This window comes from Bifidobacterium callimiconis (genome assembly GCF_003952005.1).
Lineage (GTDB): Bacteria > Actinomycetota > Actinomycetes > Actinomycetales > Bifidobacteriaceae > Galliscardovia > Galliscardovia callimiconis.
Genome location: NZ_QXGJ01000006.1, coordinates 177,851 through 198,419 on the forward strand (window position 1 = coordinate 177,851; position 20,569 = coordinate 198,419).

At 62.8% G+C, this 20,569-nt stretch carries 17 protein-coding genes; 13 read left to right on the forward strand and 4 right to left on the reverse strand.

The window, feature by feature from the left end; translation table 11 throughout:
* Positions 1 to 81: 81 nt before the first annotated feature.
* The 12 genes from D2E23_RS07165 to D2E23_RS07220 all read left to right on the forward strand — a co-directional run bounded on the left by D2E23_RS07165 (position 82) and on the right by D2E23_RS07220 (position 15,433).
* Entirely contained in the window at positions 82 to 858 is a 777-nt protein-coding gene (locus D2E23_RS07165; RefSeq protein ID WP_126030268.1) for an amino acid ABC transporter ATP-binding protein, read from the forward strand.
* A gap of 82 nt (positions 859 to 940) precedes the next feature.
* The gene (locus tag D2E23_RS07170) at positions 941 to 1,771 is read left to right on the forward strand and encodes a glutamate ABC transporter substrate-binding protein (protein ID WP_126030309.1); all 831 of its coding nucleotides are present in this window, start codon (positions 941 to 943) and stop codon (positions 1,769 to 1,771) included.
* A 1-nt stretch (position 1,772) separates the two neighbouring features.
* Entirely contained in the window at positions 1,773 to 2,450 is a 678-nt protein-coding gene (locus D2E23_RS07175; RefSeq protein ID WP_093961397.1) for an amino acid ABC transporter permease, read from the forward strand.
* A 5-nt stretch (positions 2,451 to 2,455) separates the two neighbouring features.
* On the forward strand, positions 2,456 to 3,667 hold the full coding sequence (locus tag D2E23_RS07180) for an amino acid ABC transporter permease (RefSeq protein WP_126030269.1): 1,212 nt from the start codon (positions 2,456 to 2,458) through the stop codon (positions 3,665 to 3,667).
* 93 nt (positions 3,668 to 3,760) lie between these two features.
* Positions 3,761 to 4,522 carry a ubiquinone/menaquinone biosynthesis methyltransferase gene (locus D2E23_RS07185; RefSeq protein WP_126030270.1) on the forward strand — a complete coding sequence of 254 codons (762 nt, stop codon included), beginning with the start codon at positions 3,761 to 3,763 and terminating at the stop codon, positions 4,520 to 4,522.
* Positions 4,523 to 4,694: 172 nt separating this feature from the next.
* Positions 4,695 to 6,245 (forward strand): bifunctional metallophosphatase/5'-nucleotidase, encoded by a 1,551-nt coding sequence (locus D2E23_RS07190; protein ID WP_164520726.1) that lies wholly within the window; start codon positions 4,695 to 4,697, stop codon positions 6,243 to 6,245.
* 72 nt (positions 6,246 to 6,317) lie between these two features.
* Positions 6,318 to 7,298 (forward strand): PPK2 family polyphosphate kinase, encoded by a 981-nt coding sequence (locus D2E23_RS07195; protein ID WP_164520730.1) that lies wholly within the window; start codon positions 6,318 to 6,320, stop codon positions 7,296 to 7,298.
* A 65-nt stretch (positions 7,299 to 7,363) separates the two neighbouring features.
* Positions 7,364 to 9,913 carry a DEAD/DEAH box helicase gene (locus D2E23_RS07200; RefSeq protein ID WP_126030273.1) on the forward strand — a complete coding sequence of 850 codons (2,550 nt, stop codon included), beginning with the start codon at positions 7,364 to 7,366 and terminating at the stop codon, positions 9,911 to 9,913.
* Between the two features lie 74 nt (positions 9,914 to 9,987).
* Positions 9,988 to 11,409 carry a replication-associated recombination protein A gene (locus D2E23_RS07205; RefSeq protein ID WP_126030274.1) on the forward strand — a complete coding sequence of 474 codons (1,422 nt, stop codon included), beginning with the start codon at positions 9,988 to 9,990 and terminating at the stop codon, positions 11,407 to 11,409.
* Between the two features lie 209 nt (positions 11,410 to 11,618).
* Positions 11,619 to 12,932, forward strand: coding sequence for an MFS transporter (locus D2E23_RS07210; RefSeq protein ID WP_126030275.1), 1,314 nt, complete (start codon positions 11,619 to 11,621; stop codon positions 12,930 to 12,932).
* 171 nt (positions 12,933 to 13,103) lie between these two features.
* Positions 13,104 to 14,297: a pyridoxal phosphate-dependent aminotransferase gene (locus D2E23_RS07215; protein ID WP_126030276.1), complete on the forward strand. Its 1,194-nt coding sequence runs from the start codon at positions 13,104 to 13,106 to the stop codon at positions 14,295 to 14,297.
* A 152-nt stretch (positions 14,298 to 14,449) separates the two neighbouring features.
* On the forward strand, positions 14,450 to 15,433 hold the full coding sequence (locus D2E23_RS07220) for a D-2-hydroxyacid dehydrogenase (RefSeq protein ID WP_126030277.1): 984 nt from the start codon (positions 14,450 to 14,452) through the stop codon (positions 15,431 to 15,433).
* Positions 15,434 to 15,572: 139 nt separating this feature from the next.
* Here D2E23_RS07220 and D2E23_RS07225 read toward each other — a convergent pair whose 3' ends face one another.
* The 4 genes from D2E23_RS07225 to D2E23_RS07240 all read right to left on the reverse strand — a co-directional run bounded on the left by D2E23_RS07225 (position 15,573) and on the right by D2E23_RS07240 (position 18,777).
* Entirely contained in the window at positions 15,573 to 16,253 is a 681-nt protein-coding gene (locus D2E23_RS07225) for a methionine ABC transporter permease (RefSeq protein ID WP_126030278.1), read from the reverse strand.
* A gap of 1 nt (position 16,254) precedes the next feature.
* Positions 16,255 to 17,049 (reverse strand): methionine ABC transporter ATP-binding protein, encoded by a 795-nt coding sequence (locus D2E23_RS07230; RefSeq protein WP_126030279.1) that lies wholly within the window; start codon positions 17,047 to 17,049, stop codon positions 16,255 to 16,257.
* Positions 17,050 to 17,127: 78 nt separating this feature from the next.
* A complete protein-coding gene (locus D2E23_RS07235) occupies positions 17,128 to 17,970 on the reverse strand; it encodes a MetQ/NlpA family ABC transporter substrate-binding protein (protein WP_126030280.1) in 843 nt (280 codons plus the stop codon).
* A 270-nt stretch (positions 17,971 to 18,240) separates the two neighbouring features.
* Positions 18,241 to 18,777, reverse strand: a complete 537-nt coding sequence (locus D2E23_RS07240) for a peptidylprolyl isomerase (RefSeq protein ID WP_126030281.1) — start codon at positions 18,775 to 18,777, stop codon at positions 18,241 to 18,243.
* An 86-nt stretch (positions 18,778 to 18,863) separates the two neighbouring features.
* Between D2E23_RS07240 and D2E23_RS07245 the strand changes: the two genes are divergently transcribed.
* Positions 18,864 to 20,558 (forward strand): NAD+ synthase, encoded by a 1,695-nt coding sequence (locus D2E23_RS07245; protein ID WP_126030282.1) that lies wholly within the window; start codon positions 18,864 to 18,866, stop codon positions 20,556 to 20,558.
* Positions 20,559 to 20,569 lie beyond the last annotated feature (11 nt).

The window sequence follows — 20,569 nt, forward strand, 5'->3', positions numbered from 1 at the left end:
GTCGGAGGGTCGGCGGCCCGCCCGATTCCACCCATCGAGCCGGGTCAATCGATTGAAATAGGCATAGGCTATACTGCCCGTATGTCTGAAGAGAAGATTCTGAACAACACCAAGGACGCCGAGCGCCCGCTTGTGGAACTCACCCACGTCGAAAAGCATTTCGGCGATCTCCATGTCCTCAAGGACATCAATCTGAAAGTCACCAAGGGCGAGGTTCTGGTCGTCGTCGGCCCCTCCGGCTCTGGCAAGTCGACCATGTGTCGCACCATCAACCGTCTGGAGACTATCGATTCCGGTGATATCCGCATCGACGGCAAGCCGCTGCCGCAGGAGGGCAAGGAACTGGCGAACCTGCGTGCCGAAGTGGGCATGGTGTTCCAGTCGTTCAACCTGTTCGCCAACAAGACCATTCTCGAAAATGTGACCTTGGCCCCCATGCGTGTGCGCCACATGGACAAGAAGGAGGCCGAGGATCTGGCCATGGACCTGCTTGCCCGCGTCGGCGTGGACTCCCAGGCCAACAAGATGCCCTCCCAGCTGTCCGGCGGCCAGCAGCAGCGCGTTGCCATCGCCCGTGCACTGGCCATGCAGCCCAAGGTCATGCTGTTCGACGAGCCGACATCGGCCCTTGACCCGGAAATGGTCAACGAGGTGCTTGACGTGATGATCGAACTGGCCCATGAGGGCATGACGATGATCTGCATCACCCACGAGATGGGCTTCGCCCGCCGCGCCGCCGACCGCATCGTGTTCATGGCCGATGGCGAGATCCTCGAGGAGGCGTCGCCGGACGAGTTCTTCGACCATCCGAAGACCGACCGTGCCAAGGACTTCCTGTCGAAGATCCTCACGCACTGAGCATCACGTACCGCATCGATTGACAGACCGCCGTACGTGGATGCGGCGGAGGAAAACGAGTGAAGAAAACACAATGAATGCAATGACCTTCAGCCTGCGACGGCTGGGACGAAAGGCGTTGGCGTGCCTGTGCGCGTTGGCGTGCCTGGTCTCCCTGGCCGCCTGCGGGTCGGACGCGGAAGCGGGCAAGATCCGCATCGGCATCAAGTTCGACCAGCCCGGACTCGGCTTCAAGAAGTCCGGAACCTACGTGGGATTCGACGTTGACGTGGCCAAGTATGTGGCCAGGCAGCTTGGATACTCCGAAGACCAGATCGTGTGGAAGGAGGCGCCGTCCAAGCAGCGTGAGGCCATGCTGCAGAACGGCGATGTGGACATGATCCTCGCCACGTATTCGATCACGGACGCGCGCAAGAACGCCGTCTCGTTCGCCGGTCCGTACTTCGTCGCGGGACAGGACCTGCTTGTCCGCAAGGACGACACCTCCATCAAGGGGCCGGAGGACCTCAACGGCAAGCGCCTGTGCTCGGTGACCGGTTCGACGTCCGCCACCACCGTCAAGGAGAAGTTCGCCAACGAGGTTCAGCTCATGGAGCAGCCCGGATACGCCGAATGCGCCACCGCGCTGTTCTCCGGCATCGTGGACGCGGTGACCACCGACGACATCATCCTCGCCGGCCTCGCCTCGGCGTCGCGCGGCAAGCTCAGGGTGGTCGGCAAGCCGTTCACCCAGGAATACTACGGCGTGGGCATCAAGAAGGGCGACAAGGCGTTCGCCAAGAAGATCAACGCCGCCATCGAGTCCATGATCGAGGACGGCGCCTGGCAGCGTGCGGTCGCGGACAACACCAAGGGTACCGGCTACAAGCCGAACGCCGAATACAACCCGCCGAAACCCACGGAGGGGGAGTGACATGCAAAGCTTCATCAGCCTGTTCAGTGAATACAACATTCCCGCCGCGTTCCTCGTCAACATCGAGCTGACGCTCTGGTCCGCGCTCTTCTCCCTCATCCTCGGCGTCATCCTCGTCATGATGCGCATCTCGCCGATCGGTTCCATGCGCGCCGTGGCCGGCGGCTACGTCGAGTTCTTCAAGAACATGCCGCTGACCATCATCATGGTGTTCATGGTGCTCGGCGCCTATGCGCAGCTCAAGCTCACCTTCTCCGACACGTTCGCCACGAACTTCTTCTGGCTGGCCGTGACCGGTCTGAGCCTGTACACGGCGGCGTTCGTCTGCGAATCGCTGCGATCGGGCATCAACACCGTCCCGATCGGCCAGGCCGAGGCCGCACGCGCACTGGGACTGAGCTTCATGCAGTCCGCCACGCAGATCATCCTGCCGCAGGCGTTCCGCGGTTCCGTCGCGCCGCTCGGTAACACGTTCATCGCTCTGCTGAAGAACTCCACCGTGGCGGCCGCCGCATCCGTGGCCACCGAAACCTCCTCGCTGATGAGCGAGATGATCGAATACCATCCCGACGTGATCGTCTCGATTTTCCTGATCTTCGCGTTCGGATACGTGATCCTGATCATCCCGATCGGCATGCTCACCACGTTCCTGTCCAACAAGCTCGCAGTGAGAAGGTGACCGCCATGAACAACACCTCATCATCCGTCCTGTTCGACCAGCCCGGTCCCAAGGGCCGCCGCCGTATCACGATCATCAACTGGGTGGCGGGCCTGTGCTTCGCCGTGATTCTCCTGCTGATCCTCATGCGCCTGCACAATCCTCCGGACGGCGAGAACCAGCTCAGCTGGGAGCTGTGGAAGCCCGCGCTCGAGAAGGAGGCGTGGACCGACTTCTACCTGCCTGGCCTGTGGATGACCATCAAGGCGTCCGTGCTCGCCGTCGTAGGATCCGTGGCGTTCGGCCTGCTGTTCGGCATCGGTCGACTCCTGCCGAACGTGATCATCCGACTGGTCTCTTCCGTGATCGTCGAATTCTGTCGCGCGGTGCCGGTGCTGCTGCTCATGATCTTTTTCTGGCGCTGGTTCGCGTTCGCCGGCATGGCCGCCCCCTCCTACTGGGCGGTCGTATTGGCCCTGGTGCTCTACAACGGCTCCGTCGTGGCCGAGCTCGTTCGCTCCGGCGTGGGCAACCTACCCGGCGGCCAGCGGGAGGCCGCGCTCGCGCTGGGTCTGACCCGCACCGAATCGCTCATGCAGATCGAGGTGCCGCAGGCGGTGACCGCCATGCTGCCGGCCGCCGTCACCCAGCTCGTCGTCGTGCTCAAGGACACGGCGCTCGGTTCGATCATCATGTACACTGACCTGCTGCAGGAGTCCCGTCGACTCGGATCCATGTACTTCAACATTCTGCAGACCCTGGTCGTGGCCGGCATCGTCTACTTCTTCGCCTGCTGGCTGCTGTCCCGTCTGGCCGAATGGCTGCCCGAGCACATGCAGAAGCGCACCGCCGCCCCCGTGGACACCGAGCCGGTCGCGCCCATCGCGGTGATGGACCCGTCCAATGTCAACCAGATCGCCGTGGCCAAGGAGATGAAGGAGCTGCCGCTCGGCGGCACCCCGCGCAAGTACCACGCCCATCACCGCGGCACGAACGCGTCAATCCACAACTGGCGTCGCACTCGCTACGAGCAGGGGTATGACGAGACCCATCCGGAAAGCCAGGTCGAACCGGCGACCGGCGAAAAGGCGAAAAAGACGCCGAAGAAGACCGAGGCCTCCCACGAGTCCAAGAAGAGCTTCTCCGGCGACCACCACCGGTTCGGCGCCGCGTCGTTCAAGCACGGCAACGACATCGGCAAGGGACACACCGACATCGGCGGCAAACCCAAGATCTGATGCACATCCTCCCCAAAGGGGCTCGCACCGCTTCCGTGGTGCGAGCCCCTTTGTCGTAGCTACAGACCGACGAGCCCGGCATGGGAGACCGACGTGACGAGTCGGATTACGCGGTATCGTGACGACATGCACACTTACGAATCATCGGCCAAGAATCCGGAACGGCAGGCGGCCATGTTCTCGCGAATCGCACGCCACTACGACCTGATCAACGACCTGGCATCTCTGGGCAGGGACCGGATGTGGCGTCGCACGGTGACCGACGAACTCGAACGGGCCTGTCACGGACTCGGCGGCAGGGAAATCCTCGACGTGGCATGCGGAACCGGCACGTCCTCACGCGCGCTCGCCAACCGCGGGGCCATAGTCACGGGCTGCGACATCAGTCCCGGCATGCTCGACGTCGCCCGGCGGAAGGAAGCCGAGGATCGGCGTGCCACGCGGCCTCCCATCCGATACGAATGCTGCGACGCGCAGCGCCTACCATTCGCCGACCGGCAATTCGACGCGGTCACCACATCGTACGGGCTGCGCAACATGCCCGACCCTCGTTCCGCGCTCGCCGATATGCGTCGCGTATGCCGGCCAGGAGCCCCTATCATCGTGCTCGATTTCGATACTCCGAACGATCCGGTCTGGCGGGTGATCTATGAACGGTATCGTGCGATCGTACTGCCGGCATTGGGCGACCTGCTCGGAGGCAACGGCGACGCCTACCGGTATCTCGACGTTTCGATCGATGCATGGAAGGGCAGGGCCGGCGTGGCGGCGATGCTGTGCGAGACCGGATGGCATGACGTGGCGTATCGGACGTTGTCCGGCTCGATCGCATCGATATGCCGTGCACGAGCCTGACCCGTATGGCACGTCGATGGAAGTTCACGTCGTCGTCGCCGACACGTCCGATCGCCGACCACTGACGGCCATCTTGCCTCGATACCGTGATCATGTGGTTTTCGAGAGCAAGCGGAGCGAAGGCCCGTATGTCGGCCGGACGCATGTAACGGGAATCGCGACGATTCTCACGATGGCGGTGCTGCTTACCGGCACGATCGTGTCTCGGCCGGCCTCGGCGGTCGAGGACGAGCGCACGGTCACCATAGCGGACATCACCGATTTCCACGGACATATCGAGCATGGGGAATGGGTCGAATCGGAACTGGAACAGGCGCGGCGGCACAATCCCGGCAACACGGTGTTCGTGTCGGCGGGGGATCTCGTGGGCGGATCCCCATACCCGTCGGCCGTCCAACGGGACCGGCCCACGCTTGACATGGCCGGCGTATGGGGGCTGACCGTCAGCGCCATGGGCAATCATGAGCTGGATCGCGGCGTTGACGACTTCAACGACAGGATCGCCGCGCCCGGCAATGGCATAGACTGGCTTGCCGCCAACGTGACGCGCACGAAACGGTTCTCCAATCTTCACGATTACGCCATACGCACCATCAACGGCACTCGCGTCGCCTTTGTCGGAGCGGTCACCGATCGTCTTTCCTCGGTGCTGTCTGCAAGCGTCATGAAGGATGTGCAACTGAACGACACCGCCGTGCGTAGTATCAATCGCGTGGCCGACCGGCTTTCCGACGGCGACGAATCCAATGGGGAGGCCGACGTCGTGGTGGCGCTCATCCATGATGATGCGGACACCATTGCCAAGGATGGGACCGGGCTGGACGGCAATGTCGATCTCGTCTATGCCGGGCACACGCACGCGAACAAGACTGGACGGCACACCCGTTCCGGTGCGCCCATCATCGAAGCCGGCAGCTACGGCAATGCCGTCGCGGTGCAGGATCTGCTCGTCTCCGGGAGCGGATGTGATTCCCACGTGACCGTACGGAACGCGTTCGATGCCCCATTGCAGAAACGCGCCGATACCGCCATGCGCACGGCATCGGCGAAATCCGATTCGACGATCGACCGACGGGCGGGCGACATCGTGCGTGCCGCGAACGCGTTCGCTCACGCCAATGGCGACGTTCCCGTCGCGAAGGTGGATCAGCCGTACGACAAGACCGGCGAACGGGGACGTGACGCGTTGAACACGATCGTGGCCGATGCGGCCCTTGACGGGGCGCGGCGCATTCGGGGGAGCGCCGATGCCCGAATCGGATTCTCCAATCCCGGTAGTCTGCGTACGCGGGCGCTCGACCTGAACGGTGACGGTACGATCACCGTCCGTGAGGCACGTGACATGATGGCGCTTCAGTTCGACAACGCAACGATCGTCCTTGACGGCGCCCACGTCAAACATCTGATCGCCAGACAGTGGAAACGCGGCCGTGACGGCGTCTGGCATCGTACGGCGTTGGGCGTGTCGTCAAACGTGTCCGCCGACGTATCGTTCTCCGGCCACACCGCGACGGTCAGGGAGCTGCGGATCGATGGCAAGCCCGTCGACGACGACCAGATGATCCTTGTGGCGGGCAACAGCTTCCTGCTCACGGGAGGGGATGGCTTCTTGGACTTCCTTTCCGGCAGTGACTACCGGGACACTGGCGTGTCCTATGCCCAGACCCTCATCGATTTTCTCCGTTCCGGCGGCGCCGACCGCTCCCGGACCGGAAACACATGATGGGATATGCCGTCGCAACAGGGTCGAAGCGACTACAGTGGTCTGCACGAACTCAACGTGGAGGAGGCTGTCATGGGAGACGCCCGGTACATCAACAGCACGCTGAAAAGCGCATCCGATTCCAGTCGCGGACTCGACAAGGCCATCAAACGGCAGAAGTCGTTGCAGGAACGACTGGAGCTGGCCAGCCAGACGTCGGCATTGCTGAGCTCGGTGTGGAGCAAGCATCCGTCGACCCGCCTGCGATTCGGCGAGGGCGTGACGGACCTGTCCGACGTCAAGGGATCGTCCACGCCGGGCTTTCACGCCACAAGCACCGAGGGGGAGCGGTTCATTGCGTTGAGCTCCACCGAGATCGCCCGATACCAGAGTCTGCTGTACGCCAACGGTTCGGCCGACGGCCGTCGTCGGCTGCTCATCGTGTTGCAGGGCATGGACGCCTCCGGCAAGGGCGGCATCGTGCGCCATGTGTTCCGTCAGGTCAACCCGATGGGCATTCACTACCACGGGTTCGGCAAGCCCACCGAAGAGGAGAAGGCGCACGACTTTCTCTGGCGCGTGCGTCGGGAACTTCCCTCAAATGGCTGGATCTCCATTTTTGACCGGTCGCACTACGAGGACGTGGTGATGCCCAACGTGTATCACACCATGGATGAGGATGTGTGGCGTCCCCGCTATGAGGTGATCCGGCGATTCGAGAAGGATCTGGTCGCCGACGGATGCGCGATCATCAAGATCTTCCTCGTCGTCTCCCGTGAAGCACAGCGCAAGCAGTTCCTCGAACGGCTCGACGATCCAACCAAATACTGGAAGTTCGACGAATCCGATCTGGATGCGCGCGACCGCTGGGACGACTACATGGCCGCATGGCAGGAGGTGTTCGAACAGACCGGCACCGCCTACGCGCCTTGGTACATCGTACCGGCCGACAACCGCTGGTACTCCCGGGCCGTGGTCTCCGAACTGCTGCGCGTGACACTGAAAAGCATGGATCTGTCCTGGCCTGCCGCCGACTTCGACATCGACGCGGCCAGGCGGCGACTGTGCAAATAGCATGGCGGACGGATGCGTCGGCCGGCAAACACCGCCGGCCGACGCCACCCGCTAGACTTGATCGGGTGGAACAAGGGACTTTACAGGAATTGATACCGGGGTACGGCGATGACGACCGCAACCTCGACGCCGACGCCATCTACGACCGTTTCTTCTCATGGGTGGAATCACGGGGCATCACCCCATGGCCCCATCAGGAGGAGGCGATCATGTCGCTGCTCGCCGGCGACCACGTGATCCTCTCCACCCCCACCGGATCAGGCAAGTCCCTGGTCGCGCTGGGACTGCACTTCGCCGCCCTGTGCACGGGCCGCCGCTCCTACTACACCGCGCCGATCAAGGCGTTGGTATCCGAGAAGTTCTTCGACCTCGTGGCCACGCTCGGTCGTGACAACGTCGGCATGATCACCGGCGACACGCACATCAACGCCGACGCCCCGGTCATCTGCTGCACCGCCGAGATCCTCGCCAACCAAGCGCTGCGCGAAGGCGAGCGCGCCGATATCGGCTGCGTGGCCATGGACGAATTCCACTACTACGGCGACCCCGAACGCGGATGGGCCTGGCAGGTGCCGCTGCTCACCCTGCCCCACACGCAGTTCCTGCTTATGAGCGCCACGCTCGGCGATGTGACCGGCATCGCCGACACGTTGGAAAAGCACACGCGCGCCGACGTCGCCATCGTCGATGACGCCAAGCGGCCCATCCCGCTCAGCTACGAATACGTCGACACGCTGCTCGCCTCCACCGTAGAACTGACCATGCGTCGCGGCGAATCGCCCGTATACGTCGTCCACTTCTCCCAGGACGCCGCATTGGAGACCGCGCAGGCGCTCTCCAGCGCCGGCGTCACCACCAAGGAGCAGCGCGCCCGCATCGCGGAGGCCATCAAGGGCACCCGGTTCACCACCGCGTTCGGCAAGATCCTGCAGCGACTCCTGCGCACCGGCATCGGTGTGCACCACGCCGGCATGCTGCCCCGCTACCGTCGTCTCGTCGAACAGCTCGCCCAGCAGGGGCTCCTGCCCATCATCTGCGGCACCGACACGCTTGGCGTGGGCATCAACGTGCCCATCCACACCGTGATCCTCACCCAGTTGACCAAGTTCGACGGATCCCGCATGCGCCGGTTGCGCGCCCGCGAATTCCATCAGATCGCAGGCCGTGCCGGGCGCTCAGGATTCGACACTGAAGGCCTCGTCATCGCCGAGGCTCCCGAATACGAGATCGAGAACGCGCGCGCCCTCGCCAAGGCCGGCAACGATCCGAAGAAACTCAAGAAGGTCAAGCGCAAGAAGGCTCCCGAGGGCTTCGTCACCTGGAACAACGCCACCTTCGACAAGCTCATCGATCAGCCGCCGGAAACCCTCACCCCGCACATGCGCATCACCCACTCGATGGTCCTCGCCGAAGTCGAACAGGGCGGTGACGCACGCGCACGGGTCAACGACCTCATCGACGACTCCGCACAGACCCCGCAGCAGAAGGAGAAGCTCCACGACCGCGCCGACGAGATCTTCCAGACCCTCATCGACACGCAGGTCATCGAAAGCGAGACCAATCCCGACGGCACCGTCGACTACTACACCACCGTCGACCTGCCCGAGGACTTCGCCCTCGACCAGCCGCTCTCTCCCTTCCTGCTTGCCGCGCTCGAACTGCTCGACCCCGAAAGCGACACCTACGCCCTCGACGTGATCTCCATGGTCGAGGCCACGCTCGAGGATCCTCGACAGGTTCTGCGAGCACAGGAACGCCAGGCCCGCGACAAGGCGCTCGCCGACATGAAGGCCGATGGCCTCGACTACGACGAACGCATGGACAGGCTTCAGGAGATCACCTATCCGAAGCCGCTCGAGGACATGCTCGACGCGGCGTTCACCCAATACCGCAAGGACGTGCCCTGGGCCAACGACTACTGGCTCAGCCCCAAATCCGTGCTGCGCGACATGATCGAAACCGCGTCCGACTTCACCGGATACATCGCCAGATACGGCATCGCCCGGTCCGAAGGCACGCTGCTGCGCTACCTGTCCGACGCCTACCGCGCACTCGAACGCACCGTACCTCCCGAGAAGTGCGACGACCAGCTTGACGACATCATCGCCTGGCTGCGCGTCATCGTGCGTGGCATCGACTCCAGCCTCGTCGACGAATGGGAGAACGCCGGCAAGACCATCGACGAGACCGCCACGACCGCCGCGCCGCCCACGCGCGACAGCGTGGTCCAGGATCGCCGGGGACTCACCGTCCTCGTGCGCAACGCCCTCTTCCACCGCGTCGAACTCATCGACAAGGAGGACACCCGCACCCTCGCCGCACTCGACGAGAACTGGGGCATGGGACTGCGCGACTGGGAGGACACGCTCGACGACCTCTACGACGAACACGAGTACATCAACGTCGACGCGCAGGCGCGCTCGAAGGACTACTTCATCCTCGACACCAAGCGTGAGATCAGCGAACACACCTGGCACGTCCGACAGATCCTCGACGATTCCGACGGCGATCATGACTGGGCCATCGACGGCATCATCGACCTCGACGCCACCCAGGACAGCGCCGAAGTCGTCTTCGTCGACTACACGGTCGGCCCCATCGAGGAACTGCAATAACCACAACGGGAGAACGGCCGCCCATCGCCCACGGCATAGAACACTCGTTCGAGCCGTGGGCTACACTGGGCCCCATGCCGGAAGATCTTTTCAGCGCCGCCGACGCCACCCAGGAACCCACCCGTCCCCTCGCCGTACGCATGCGCCCCACCAGTCTCGACGATGTCGTCGGACAGCATCGCATCCTCGCCGACGGCTCACCGCTGAGGCGCCTCGCATCCCCGTCGAGCCGGCGCTCCCTCACCGCGCCCAGCTCGATCATCCTCTTCGGCCCTCCCGGCGTCGGCAAGACCACCCTCGCCTACATCGTCGCGCGCCAATCCGACCGCGCCTTCGAAGAACTCTCCGCGGTCACATCGGGCGTCAAGGACATCCGAGCCGTGCTCGCCCGCGCCCATGAACGACTCGTCTCCAGCGGCAGGGAGACCGTGCTCTTCGTCGACGAGGTCCACCGATTCTCCAAGACCCAGCAGGATGCGCTCCTACCCAGTGTCGAGAACCGCGACATCACCTTCATCGCCGCCACCACCGAAAACCCCAGCTTCTCCGTCATCTCCCCGCTGCTGTCACGCTCCGTCGTCGTCAAACTCGATCCACTCGACCGCGACGATCTTGCCGAACTCGTCCGACGAGCCATCACCAGCCCACAGGGGCTCGACGACCGCGTCACCATCACGCCTCCGGCCGTGGACGACATCATCCGCATGGCCGGGGGAGACGCCCGCAAGACCCTCACCATCCTCGAAGCCGCTGCAGGAGCCATCACCCAGCACCAGACGGACGGCAAAGAATCGGGCGGCATCACCAAGCCGACCATCACGCCCGACGTCGTCGCCAACGTCATGGACCGGGCGACCATCCGCTACGACAAAGACGGCGACGACCACTACGACGTCGCCAGCGCCTTCATCAAATCCATGCGCGGCTCCGACGTCGACGCCTCGCTCCACTACCTTGCCCGCATGCTGCGCGCCGGCGAAGACCCGCGATTCATCGCCCGGCGCATCATCATCGCCTCCGCCGAAGAAGTCGGCATGGCCGCCCCCCAGATTCTCCAGACCACCGTCGCCGCAGCCCAGGCCGTGGCCCTCGTCGGCATGCCCGAAGCACGCATCATCCTCTCCGAAGCCGTCATCGCCGTCGCCACCGCACCCAAATCCAACGCCAGCTACAACGCCATCAACGCCGCGCTCGCCGACGTGGACGCCGGATTGTCCGGACCGGTTCCGCTGCATCTGCGCAACGCCCCCACCAAGCTCATGAAACAGTGGGGCAACCACGAGGGCTACCAGTACGCGCACGACGCCCCCGGCGCGATCGCGGCCCAGCAGTACATGCCGGACGAACTCGTGGGACGAGAATACTATCATCCGAATGATCGCGGATATGAGCGGGAGATCGGGCCTCGTCTGCAACGCATCCGCGACATTCTCGACGGCGGCCGCGGCGATGCCCGTGGGAACGAGGATTCGGCATCGAACCATCACGCCGGATGAAATGTGTCACAGACCACATTCATGCAATAAGCGTCCAATATTCGGAATAACCGACATGGGCGCCGCCATTGCGACGACAATATGAAGCGATTCCCTGAGAAGGGGGAGATAATCAACCTTCGCGCCGTTGCCCAGCGTTGACTTGGCACGGCCGGGAGGCTGAACCAGTCACGTACGGCGGACGGCGCAGATATGAGAGGAAAGCGCTTATGTCTACCACAACGGCATCGCTGAGCGGCACAAAGACGGTAAAGAAGGATTCCGTCGCCGAAATCATCGCCGCATCCATGGTCGGCACGGCCATCGAATTCTACGACAACTACTGCTACTCCATCGCCGCCGCAAGCTACTTCGGCACCATCTTCTTCACCACGGTCGCCAAGTCCAACCCCGCACTGGCCACCCTGATGTCCTTCGTCACCTTCGCGGTCTCCTTCCTCGCCCGCCCGTTCGGCTCCATGCTCTTCGGCCACTTCGGCGACAAGATGGGCCGCAAGAAGACCCTCGTGATCGCCCTGCTGACCATGGGCATCTCCACATTCGTCGTCGGCCTGCTGCCCGGCTATGAGCAGATCGGCGCATGGGCTGTCGTCATCCTCTGCCTGTGCCGTGCGTGCCAGGGCGTCGGTCTCGCCGGCGAATGGTCCGGCGCCGCCCTCGTGGCCACCGAAAACGCGCCCGACGACAAGCGTGCCCTCTACGGTTCCTTCCCGAACCTCGGCGCCCCGATCGGCTTCTTCTGCGCCTACGGCATCAACCTGCTGCTCACCACGCATCTGAGCAAGGCCCAGATGATCGCCTACGGCTGGCGCATCCCGTTCCTGCTCTCCGCAGTTCTCGTCATCGTCGGTCTCTACGTGCGCGCCCGCATGAGCGAGACCCCCGTGTTCCGCAAGGCCGCCGAAGAGAAGCGCATCGTGCGTCACCCGCTGCGCTCCCTCGTCCCGTATTGGAAGCAGGTCGTGCTTGGCACCCTCGCCATGGGCATCACCTACACGCTGTTCTACACGCTGGGCACCTGGTCGCTGAGCTACGGCGTCTCCGGACTCGGCTTCAAGCAGTCCGAATACCTCGCCATGCAGATGGTCTCCGTGTTCTTCTTCGCCGCCTTCATCATCGTCGGATGCCTCTGGGCCGACAAGGCCGGCCGCAAGAAGGTGCTGATCGCCACCACGGCGGTCACCGCCATCTTCAGCTTCTTCGCACCTGCGCTCCTGCAGCACAACGTCGCCTCCATCATGGTGTTCCTCTGCCTCGGCTTCGTGCTCATGGGCGGACTGTTCGGCCCCTCCGGCGCCTACCTGCCCGAGCTGTTCCCCACCAACGTGCGCTATTCCGGCGCCGGCCTGTCCTACAACCTCGCCGCCATCTTCGGTGGAGCCTTCGCCCCGTCCCTGGCCACCTGGCTGGTTGAGAAGTACGGCATCATGTCCGTCGGCTGGTACCTCGCCGTCATGTCCGTGATCGCACTGATCGCCCTCTTCCTCATCAAGGAAAGCAAGGACATGGACTACACCCGCTGATCGGTAGGTTCATCCACCGAACAAACGCGTACGAGGCCCGACGACCCATCACGGTCGCCGGGCCTCGTCGTATATACGCCCACCACGCAATACCGCATCCCATCAATTCCCAGCCGAGTACTACGATGGCTGACAGTTTTCCCGATGCCAAGCAAGATAGGAGACACAGACATGGTCGTTCGCTCGCCGAAGATGTCGCAGCGCGCCAAGGAATCGGAGCCGTTCAGGGCCATGGCCTTCGGCGCGCGCGCCGACGAACTGATCGCCCAAGGCCACAACGTCATCAAACTCGGTCTCGGCGAACCCGACTTCGGCGCCCCGGCCGTGGTGCGCCAAGCCATGATCGAACAGATGGATGGCCGCCCATTGCCCTACACGCCATCATTCGGCATCACACCGCTGCGCGGGGCAATCAGCCGCTTCTACAAGCAGCGTCACAACCTCGACGTCGATCCTCGCCGCATCGCCATCACCTGCGGCGGATCCGAAGCGCTCATGCTCGCCATCGCGGCCACCATCGATCCCGGCGACGAAGTCCTCGCCGCCGACCCCTCATACCCCTGCAACCGGGAACTCGTCACCATGTTCGGTGGGACCGTCGTCGACGTCCCCACCGACGCCGCCAGCCGCTATCATCTCAGCCCTGAAACCGTCGCCGGCGCGTGGACCGACCGCACCAAGGCGGTCATGATCACATCCCCATCGAACCCGACCGGAACCTGCATTCCATACCCGGCACTCGCGTCCATCTGCGACTATGCCAAACGTCGTGGTGCCTGGCGCATCATCGACGAAACCTACCTCGACCTCGCCGACACCGAACCGGACGGCTCCTCCATACGATCGGCACTCAGCTGCGATCCCGACGCCATCACCGTCAACAGCTTCTCGAAATACTTCGGCATGACCGGATGGCGACTCGGCTGGATGGTCCTGCCTGAACCACTGCTCAATGCCGTCGACAACCTCGCCATGAATACCCTGCTCTGCGCGCCCACGCCGGTGCAATGGGCCGCACTTGCATGCTTCACTCCGGAGGCCTATGAGGAGTGCGATCGTCGGCGAGACGAATTCCGGGCGCGGCGCACACTGGTCGTCGACGGCCTGCGCCGTATCGGTCTGCCGGTGGAGGTCGAGCCCAACGGGGCCTTCTATGCCTATTTCAGCATCGCATCCACTGGTCTTGACGCTTGGACGTTTTGCAGCCGACTGCTGGAGGAGCGGTATGTGGCCCTCACGCCGGGCCGTGATTTTGCCGTCGCCACCGCGGACACCCACGTTCGGCTTTCCTATGCGGCGTCGCGATCCGCACTTCGGGAAGGATTGGAGCGCGTTGGGGAGTTCGTCGATTCGTTGCGTCGATGATGTATTCGAGATAGGATGAATCCTATATGGTGTATCGTTACACCAATAGTATCGTTACACCAACAGTGGTGTGCCACCAAGGCGCATCGGCGACAACGGACAACACGGGCACGTCGGAGGAGAGGGGCGTGCCGGTACGGAAAGGAACGAATATGACCATCGCAACGACGCGGAATGACGTCATCGTCAACTGTCTTCCGTTGAATGACGACGAACGACAGTCATTCGTCGAAGCGGCGAACGGTACGGAACAGGTGTTCGTCGGAGACCCGGGGGAGCGGAACGCCATGTCGTGGTCGATACGCGTTCCCGATGAACTCCGTGAACGCGCCACCGTCATCATTGGCAATGTGCCGGCCTCGCAGATGGCGCACTATCCGAACCTGAAGTGGTTGCAGACCTGGAGCGCGGGAGTCGACGCCTATCTGGCTCCGGGCATTCTCGACCCGTCGGTCGTGGTGACCAACGCCAGCGGTGCCTATGGGCAAAGCGTGTCCGAGCATCTGTTCGCCATGATGTGGGCGCTGATGAAGAACCTGCCTCAGTACCGTGATCATCAGCAGCGTAGCGAATGGCATGATGCCGGTGCGGTCGTCTCGCCGGCGGACGCCACGGTGCTGGTCATCGGCACCGGTGACATCGGCTCCCATTTCGCCACGATGTGCCGCGGCGTCGGCGCCCATACCATCGGCGTGCGTCGCAATCCGAACAAGGAGGCCGACGGCATCGACTCCATGCACGGCTTCGACGAGCTCGATGACCTGTTGCCTCGTGCCGACGTCGTCGCGCTCATCGTCCCGTCCACGCCTGACACTCATCATCTGCTCGACGGCCATCGTCTTGCATTGCTTAAGGCGGGCGCGATCGTACTGAACGCCGGCAGGGGAGACGCCATTGATCCCGACGCCCTACTCGTCAATCTTGATCGACTGCGCGGAGCCGGGCTGGACGTCACCGAACCGGAGCCGCTGCCGTCCGACAGCCCACTCTGGTCCCATCCGCGCTGTCTCATCACACCGCACGTCGCCGGTGGCAACCATCTGAGTGCCACGGTCGACCGCATCATCGCCATCGCCCGTGACAACATCGCCAACTATACGACGGGATCGTCCCTGCACAACATGGTCAGGCGCTGACAGGGTGGCGGTGCGATAACCCCGCCGCGCAAGACAGGACTGGTCGCTACGGACCGCGAAACCATGCAAAAAGGTCCTTGTGACATCGTTGATTCGACGATGTCACAAGGACCTTTTTGCTTTTCGTATATGAAAGCCGTCAGCGGCTGTGATGATCGATCCTGCGAGCGATCACGTTGCCCAGCGACTGGAAGATCTGCACCAGAATCACGCACAGCACCACGGAGACGATCATCACATCGTCCTGATACCGCTGATATCCGTAGCGAATGGCGATATCACCCAGACCACCGGCGCCCACGGTGCCGGCCATGGCCGAATATCCGAACAGATTGATGAAGGTGATCGTGGCGCCGCGTACCAGTGACGGCAGGCTCTCGAACAGCAGCACCTTGGTGACGATCTGCCAGGTACCGGCACCGAAGCTCTGCGCCGCTTCGATCAGACCATCATCGACCTCGGCCAGTGACTGCTCGACCATACGTCCGACGAACGGCGCCGCGGAAACGATCAGCGGCGGGATCGCGCCCGCCACACCCAGCGACGTGCCTACGAGCAGACGCGTCAGCGGAATCATCGCGACCAGCAGAATAATGAAGGGAATGGAACGGCCGATATTGACGATCCACCCCAGTACCGTGTGCAGCACGCGATTCGGCCTGAGGGCGCCGGGACCGCTGATGGTCAGCAGCACGCCGACCGGCACGCCGATCACATAGGCGACCAGTGTGGAGACGCTCGTCATTACGATGGTGTCCCACGTACCCTGCACCAGCAGTTCGCCATACTCCGCAATGAATTCCTGCACGATCTGACCCATATCACTTCACCCCTTCCGCGGCGGAGGCCGGAGCCTCGTTCGTATCGCGACGATTCTGCGCGCCATCGCTGGCGATCAACGCCTTGAGAATATCGCTATGAGGATCCGCGAACAGGTCCTCGGTCGGCCCCATCTCCACGATGTTGCCGCCGTCGATCATGGCCACACGGTCGCAGATGTTACGGGCCACGGCCAGCGAGTGGGTGATCACGACCATGGTCACGTCAAGCTCGCGGTTGATGCGACGCAGCAGATCAAGAATCTGCACGGTGGTTGTGGTATCCAGTGCGCTGGTGGCCTCGTCGCACAGCATGATCCGCGGATTGTTGGCCAATGCGCGGGCGATGGCCACGCGCTGCTGCTGTCCGCCGGACAGCTGGCTGGGGTAGCGGTCGGCGTACTCCTCAAGACCGACCAGCTTCAGCAGGCGACGTGCGCGCTCCTCGCGCTGGTCCTTGGGAGTGTGGTTGAGTTCCAGCGGGAACGTGACGTTACGCAGCACCGTACGCTGCTGGAAAAGACTGAAGTTCTGGAAGATCATGCCGATCGAGGAGCGCAGCGCGGAAAGCTCCTTGCCGTTCGCGTCGGTGACATCCTTGCCGTCGATGATCACCTTGCCCTTGGTGGGGCGCTCCAGAAGGTTGATGCATCGCACGAGCGTGGACTTTCCGGCACCCGAGGAACCGAGGATGCCGAACACCTCGCCGGGGCGGATGCCGAGATTGATGTCGTGCAGGACCTCATGGGATTCGGTCCCCTCATCGTAGCTTTTGTATAGATGCTCGAGCTGAATCATATCGTCCAATCAAAGCGTGAAGGTCCGACCTTCCACGAGGGAGGGCCGGACCGGAATGATATGGAGACGGTGGCGGTACTAGAAGACCGGCAGCACCGCACCCTTGTAGTTCTTGTTGATGTAGTCGCGCACCTCATCGGAGTTCAGGGCCTTCTTGAGCTCCTTGGTCTTCGCGGTGTTCTCGTTGCCTTCCTTGACCACCAGGATGTTGGCATAGGTCTTGGCGGCCAGACCGTCGGCCTTCTCGCTGGCCAGCGCGTCCTTGCTCGGATCGAACTTCGCCTGGATGGCGTAATTGCCGTTCAGAGCGGCGATATCCACGTCGTTGATCACCGTCGGCACCACGGCGGCCTCGAGCTCCTTGAACTGCAGGTTCTTCGGATTCTCGGTAATGTCCTTCGGAGTGGCGGCGATGTCGTTGGCGTCCTTGAGCTTGATCAGACCGGCGTCCTGCAGCAGCAGGAGGGCACGGGCCTCGTTGGTGGCGTCGTTCGGCACAGCCACGGTGGCGCCGTCCTGCAGGGCGTCAAGGCTCTTGGTCTTGCCCGGGTACAGGCCGAAGGGCTCGAAGTGCACGGCCTCCACCGACACCAGATGCGTACCCTTCTCCTTATTGAAGTCGTCGAGATACGGCTTGTGCTGGAAGTAGTTGGCGTCGACCTCGCCCTCCTCGGTGGCGGTGTTCGGCTGCACGTAGTCGGTGAACTCCTTCACCTCGAGCTTGTAGCCGTCCTTCTCAAGGATCGGCTTGACCGCATTGTTAAGGATCTCGGCATGCGGGGTGGGGCTCGCAGCCACGGTGATGGTCTTGTCGTCGGCCGACGACGAACCGTTCGACGAGCTTCCGCAGCCGCTCAGGGCAAGTGCGGCAATGGTGGTGACGGCGAGCGCGGCGCTGACGATGGCTTTCCTCTTGACCATGATGTGCTCTTCCTTCCTCTCATGGTGTATTTGCAACGGGACCCTACTATAGGGGAGTCCAGGGAGCGGCGCGGCGACGTTCCGATCGGAATTATTTATATGGTGTTCAATGCGCCGTATATGAGACGTATAGGATAGCGGCGAAACCGATGCGGAATCGTCCGATGGGAGTGTCCGTGGTGGCCTGCGCATATGAAAAGGCCCGATGCGCAAGGCATCGGGCCTGAAAACCGAAGCTTCGGCGTTCGACCGTCGAAGCGGTCACCGGAACTACTGGATCTCGATCGTCTCGATCATCACCGGATCAAGCGGCCTATCGCCGGCATCGGTGGGCACGGCTTCGAGCTTGTCGACGACCGCGCGGGATTCGTCATCAGCGACCTCACCGAAAATGGTGTGATGGCCATCGAGCCACGGAGTGGGCACCGTGGTGATGAAGAACTGGGAGCCGTTCGTGCCGTGGATACGGCCATCGGCGCCGCGACGCAGGCCGGCATTGGCCATGGCCAGCAGATACGGCTTATCGAACTTCAGATCGGGAACGATCTCGTCATCGAACATGTAACCGGGGCCGCCGGTGCCGGTGCCGAGCGGGCAGCCGCCCTGAATCATGAAATCCTTGATGATGCGGTGGAAGGTCAGACCGTTGTAGAACGGATCATGGCTGGGTGCTCCGGTCAACGGATCAAGCCATTCCTTGTCGCCCGAGGCCAGGCCAACGAAGTTCTTCACGGTTTCGGGGGCGAGATCGTCGAACAGATCGATGCGGATATCGCCTTCGGAGGTATGCATGATTGCTGTAGTCATGCCCCTAAGTCTGTCATGCATGTGGGACGCCCCGACTGGCCGCGTCGCTATAGGATACGGAACACGGTAAGGCTAGGATATGGATTATGAGTGAGATTCGTTTTGCATTGGCCCAGATCGACACCTGCGTCGGAGACCTCGACGGCAACGCCGCAAAGGTGCTCGAATATTCACGCAAAGCCGCGGCGGAACACGCCGATGTAGTGGTATTCCCCGAAATGACGCTGACCGGATATCCCATCGAGGACCTCGCATTCCGCGCCACCTTCCGCAAGGCGGCATGGGACCGAGCCGACCGTCTTGCCGAACAGCTTGCCGACGAAGGCATGGGCGACCTGTACATCGTGGTCGGCACCGTGGGCACCGAGCGCAGCGCATCCCTGCCGCAGAACCGTCTGGTGGTGCTGCACAAGGGCGTGGTATGGGCCGGCTACGACAAGCACTTCCTGCCGAACTACGGCGTGTTCGACGAATTCCGCATCTTCACGCCCGGCACCCACTCCCTGGTGTTCGAAGTACATGACCGACGCATCGGCGTGGCCATCTGCGAGGACATCTGGCAGGACGGAGGCCCCGTTGCCGAACTGGCCGGAGAAAACATCGACGTACTGCTCACCATCAACGGATCCCCCTACGAAGAAGGCAAGGGACATCTGCGCGTGGACATCGCACAGCGCCGGTCGCACGAGGTCGGAGCCCCGCTGATCTACCTCAACCAGGTGGGCGGCCAGGACGATCTGGTCTTCGACGGCGCCAGCTTCGTCATCGACCGCGACGGCACGCTCCTGGAGCGCTCGCCGCAGTTCGTGGAGGATCTGAGCTTCTGGACCCTGCCCGAGTCCGATGACCATGACGGACTGGTATCCACGATCGCCGACGTGCTCGACCCGGACGAGGAGGTGTACACCGCCTGCGTACTGGGATTGAAGGACTATATGGTCAAGAACGGATTCCATGGCGTGGTGCTCGGCCTGTCCGGCGGCATCGATTCGGCTCTGGTGGCGGCTATGGCCGCCGACGCCTGCGGAGGGGAGAACGTCTGGGGCGTGTCCATGCCGAGTATGTACTCATCGGATGGGTCCAAGGATGATGCGGCCGATCTGGCGCGCAACCTCGGTGCCCACTATGATGTTCAGCCCATCGAGCCGTTGTTCAATGCCTATCAGAGCCAGCTTGCGCTTGATGGCGTCGCCGCGGAGAATCTGCAGGCGCGCATCCGCGGCGTCATCGTCATGGCGTACTCGAACGAAAAGGGGCTGCTGGCGCTGGCCACCGGCAACAAGAGCGAGCTTGCCTGCGGCTACTCCACTATCTATGGCGACGCCGTCGGCGGTTATGCCCCCATCAAGGATCTGCTCAAGACCCGTGTCTGGCAGCTGGCCCGTTGGCGCAACGAGGCCGCGTCCCGGGGCGTGGGCATTGGCGGTTTGCGTCTGGTCGGCAACGAACAGGCCGATCCCGGCATCCAGAAGGACGAGATCATCCCCGTCAACTCCATCATCAAGCCGCCGAGCGCCGAACTGCGTCCCGGACAGAAGGATTCGGACTCCCTGCCCGAGTACGAACTGCTTGACAAGGTGCTTGCCGCGTACATTGAGCATGCGCATGGTCGCGCTGATCTGCTGGAGGATGGGTTTGACGAGCAGACCGTGGACACGGTCATGCGTCTGGTGGATCGCGCCGAGTGGAAGCGCCGCCAGTACCCGCTTGGACCGAAGGTGACGTCCCTGGCATTCGGCCGTGACCGCCGTCTGCCGATTACCAGCCGTTTCCGCGAATAGGCTAGGAAAGG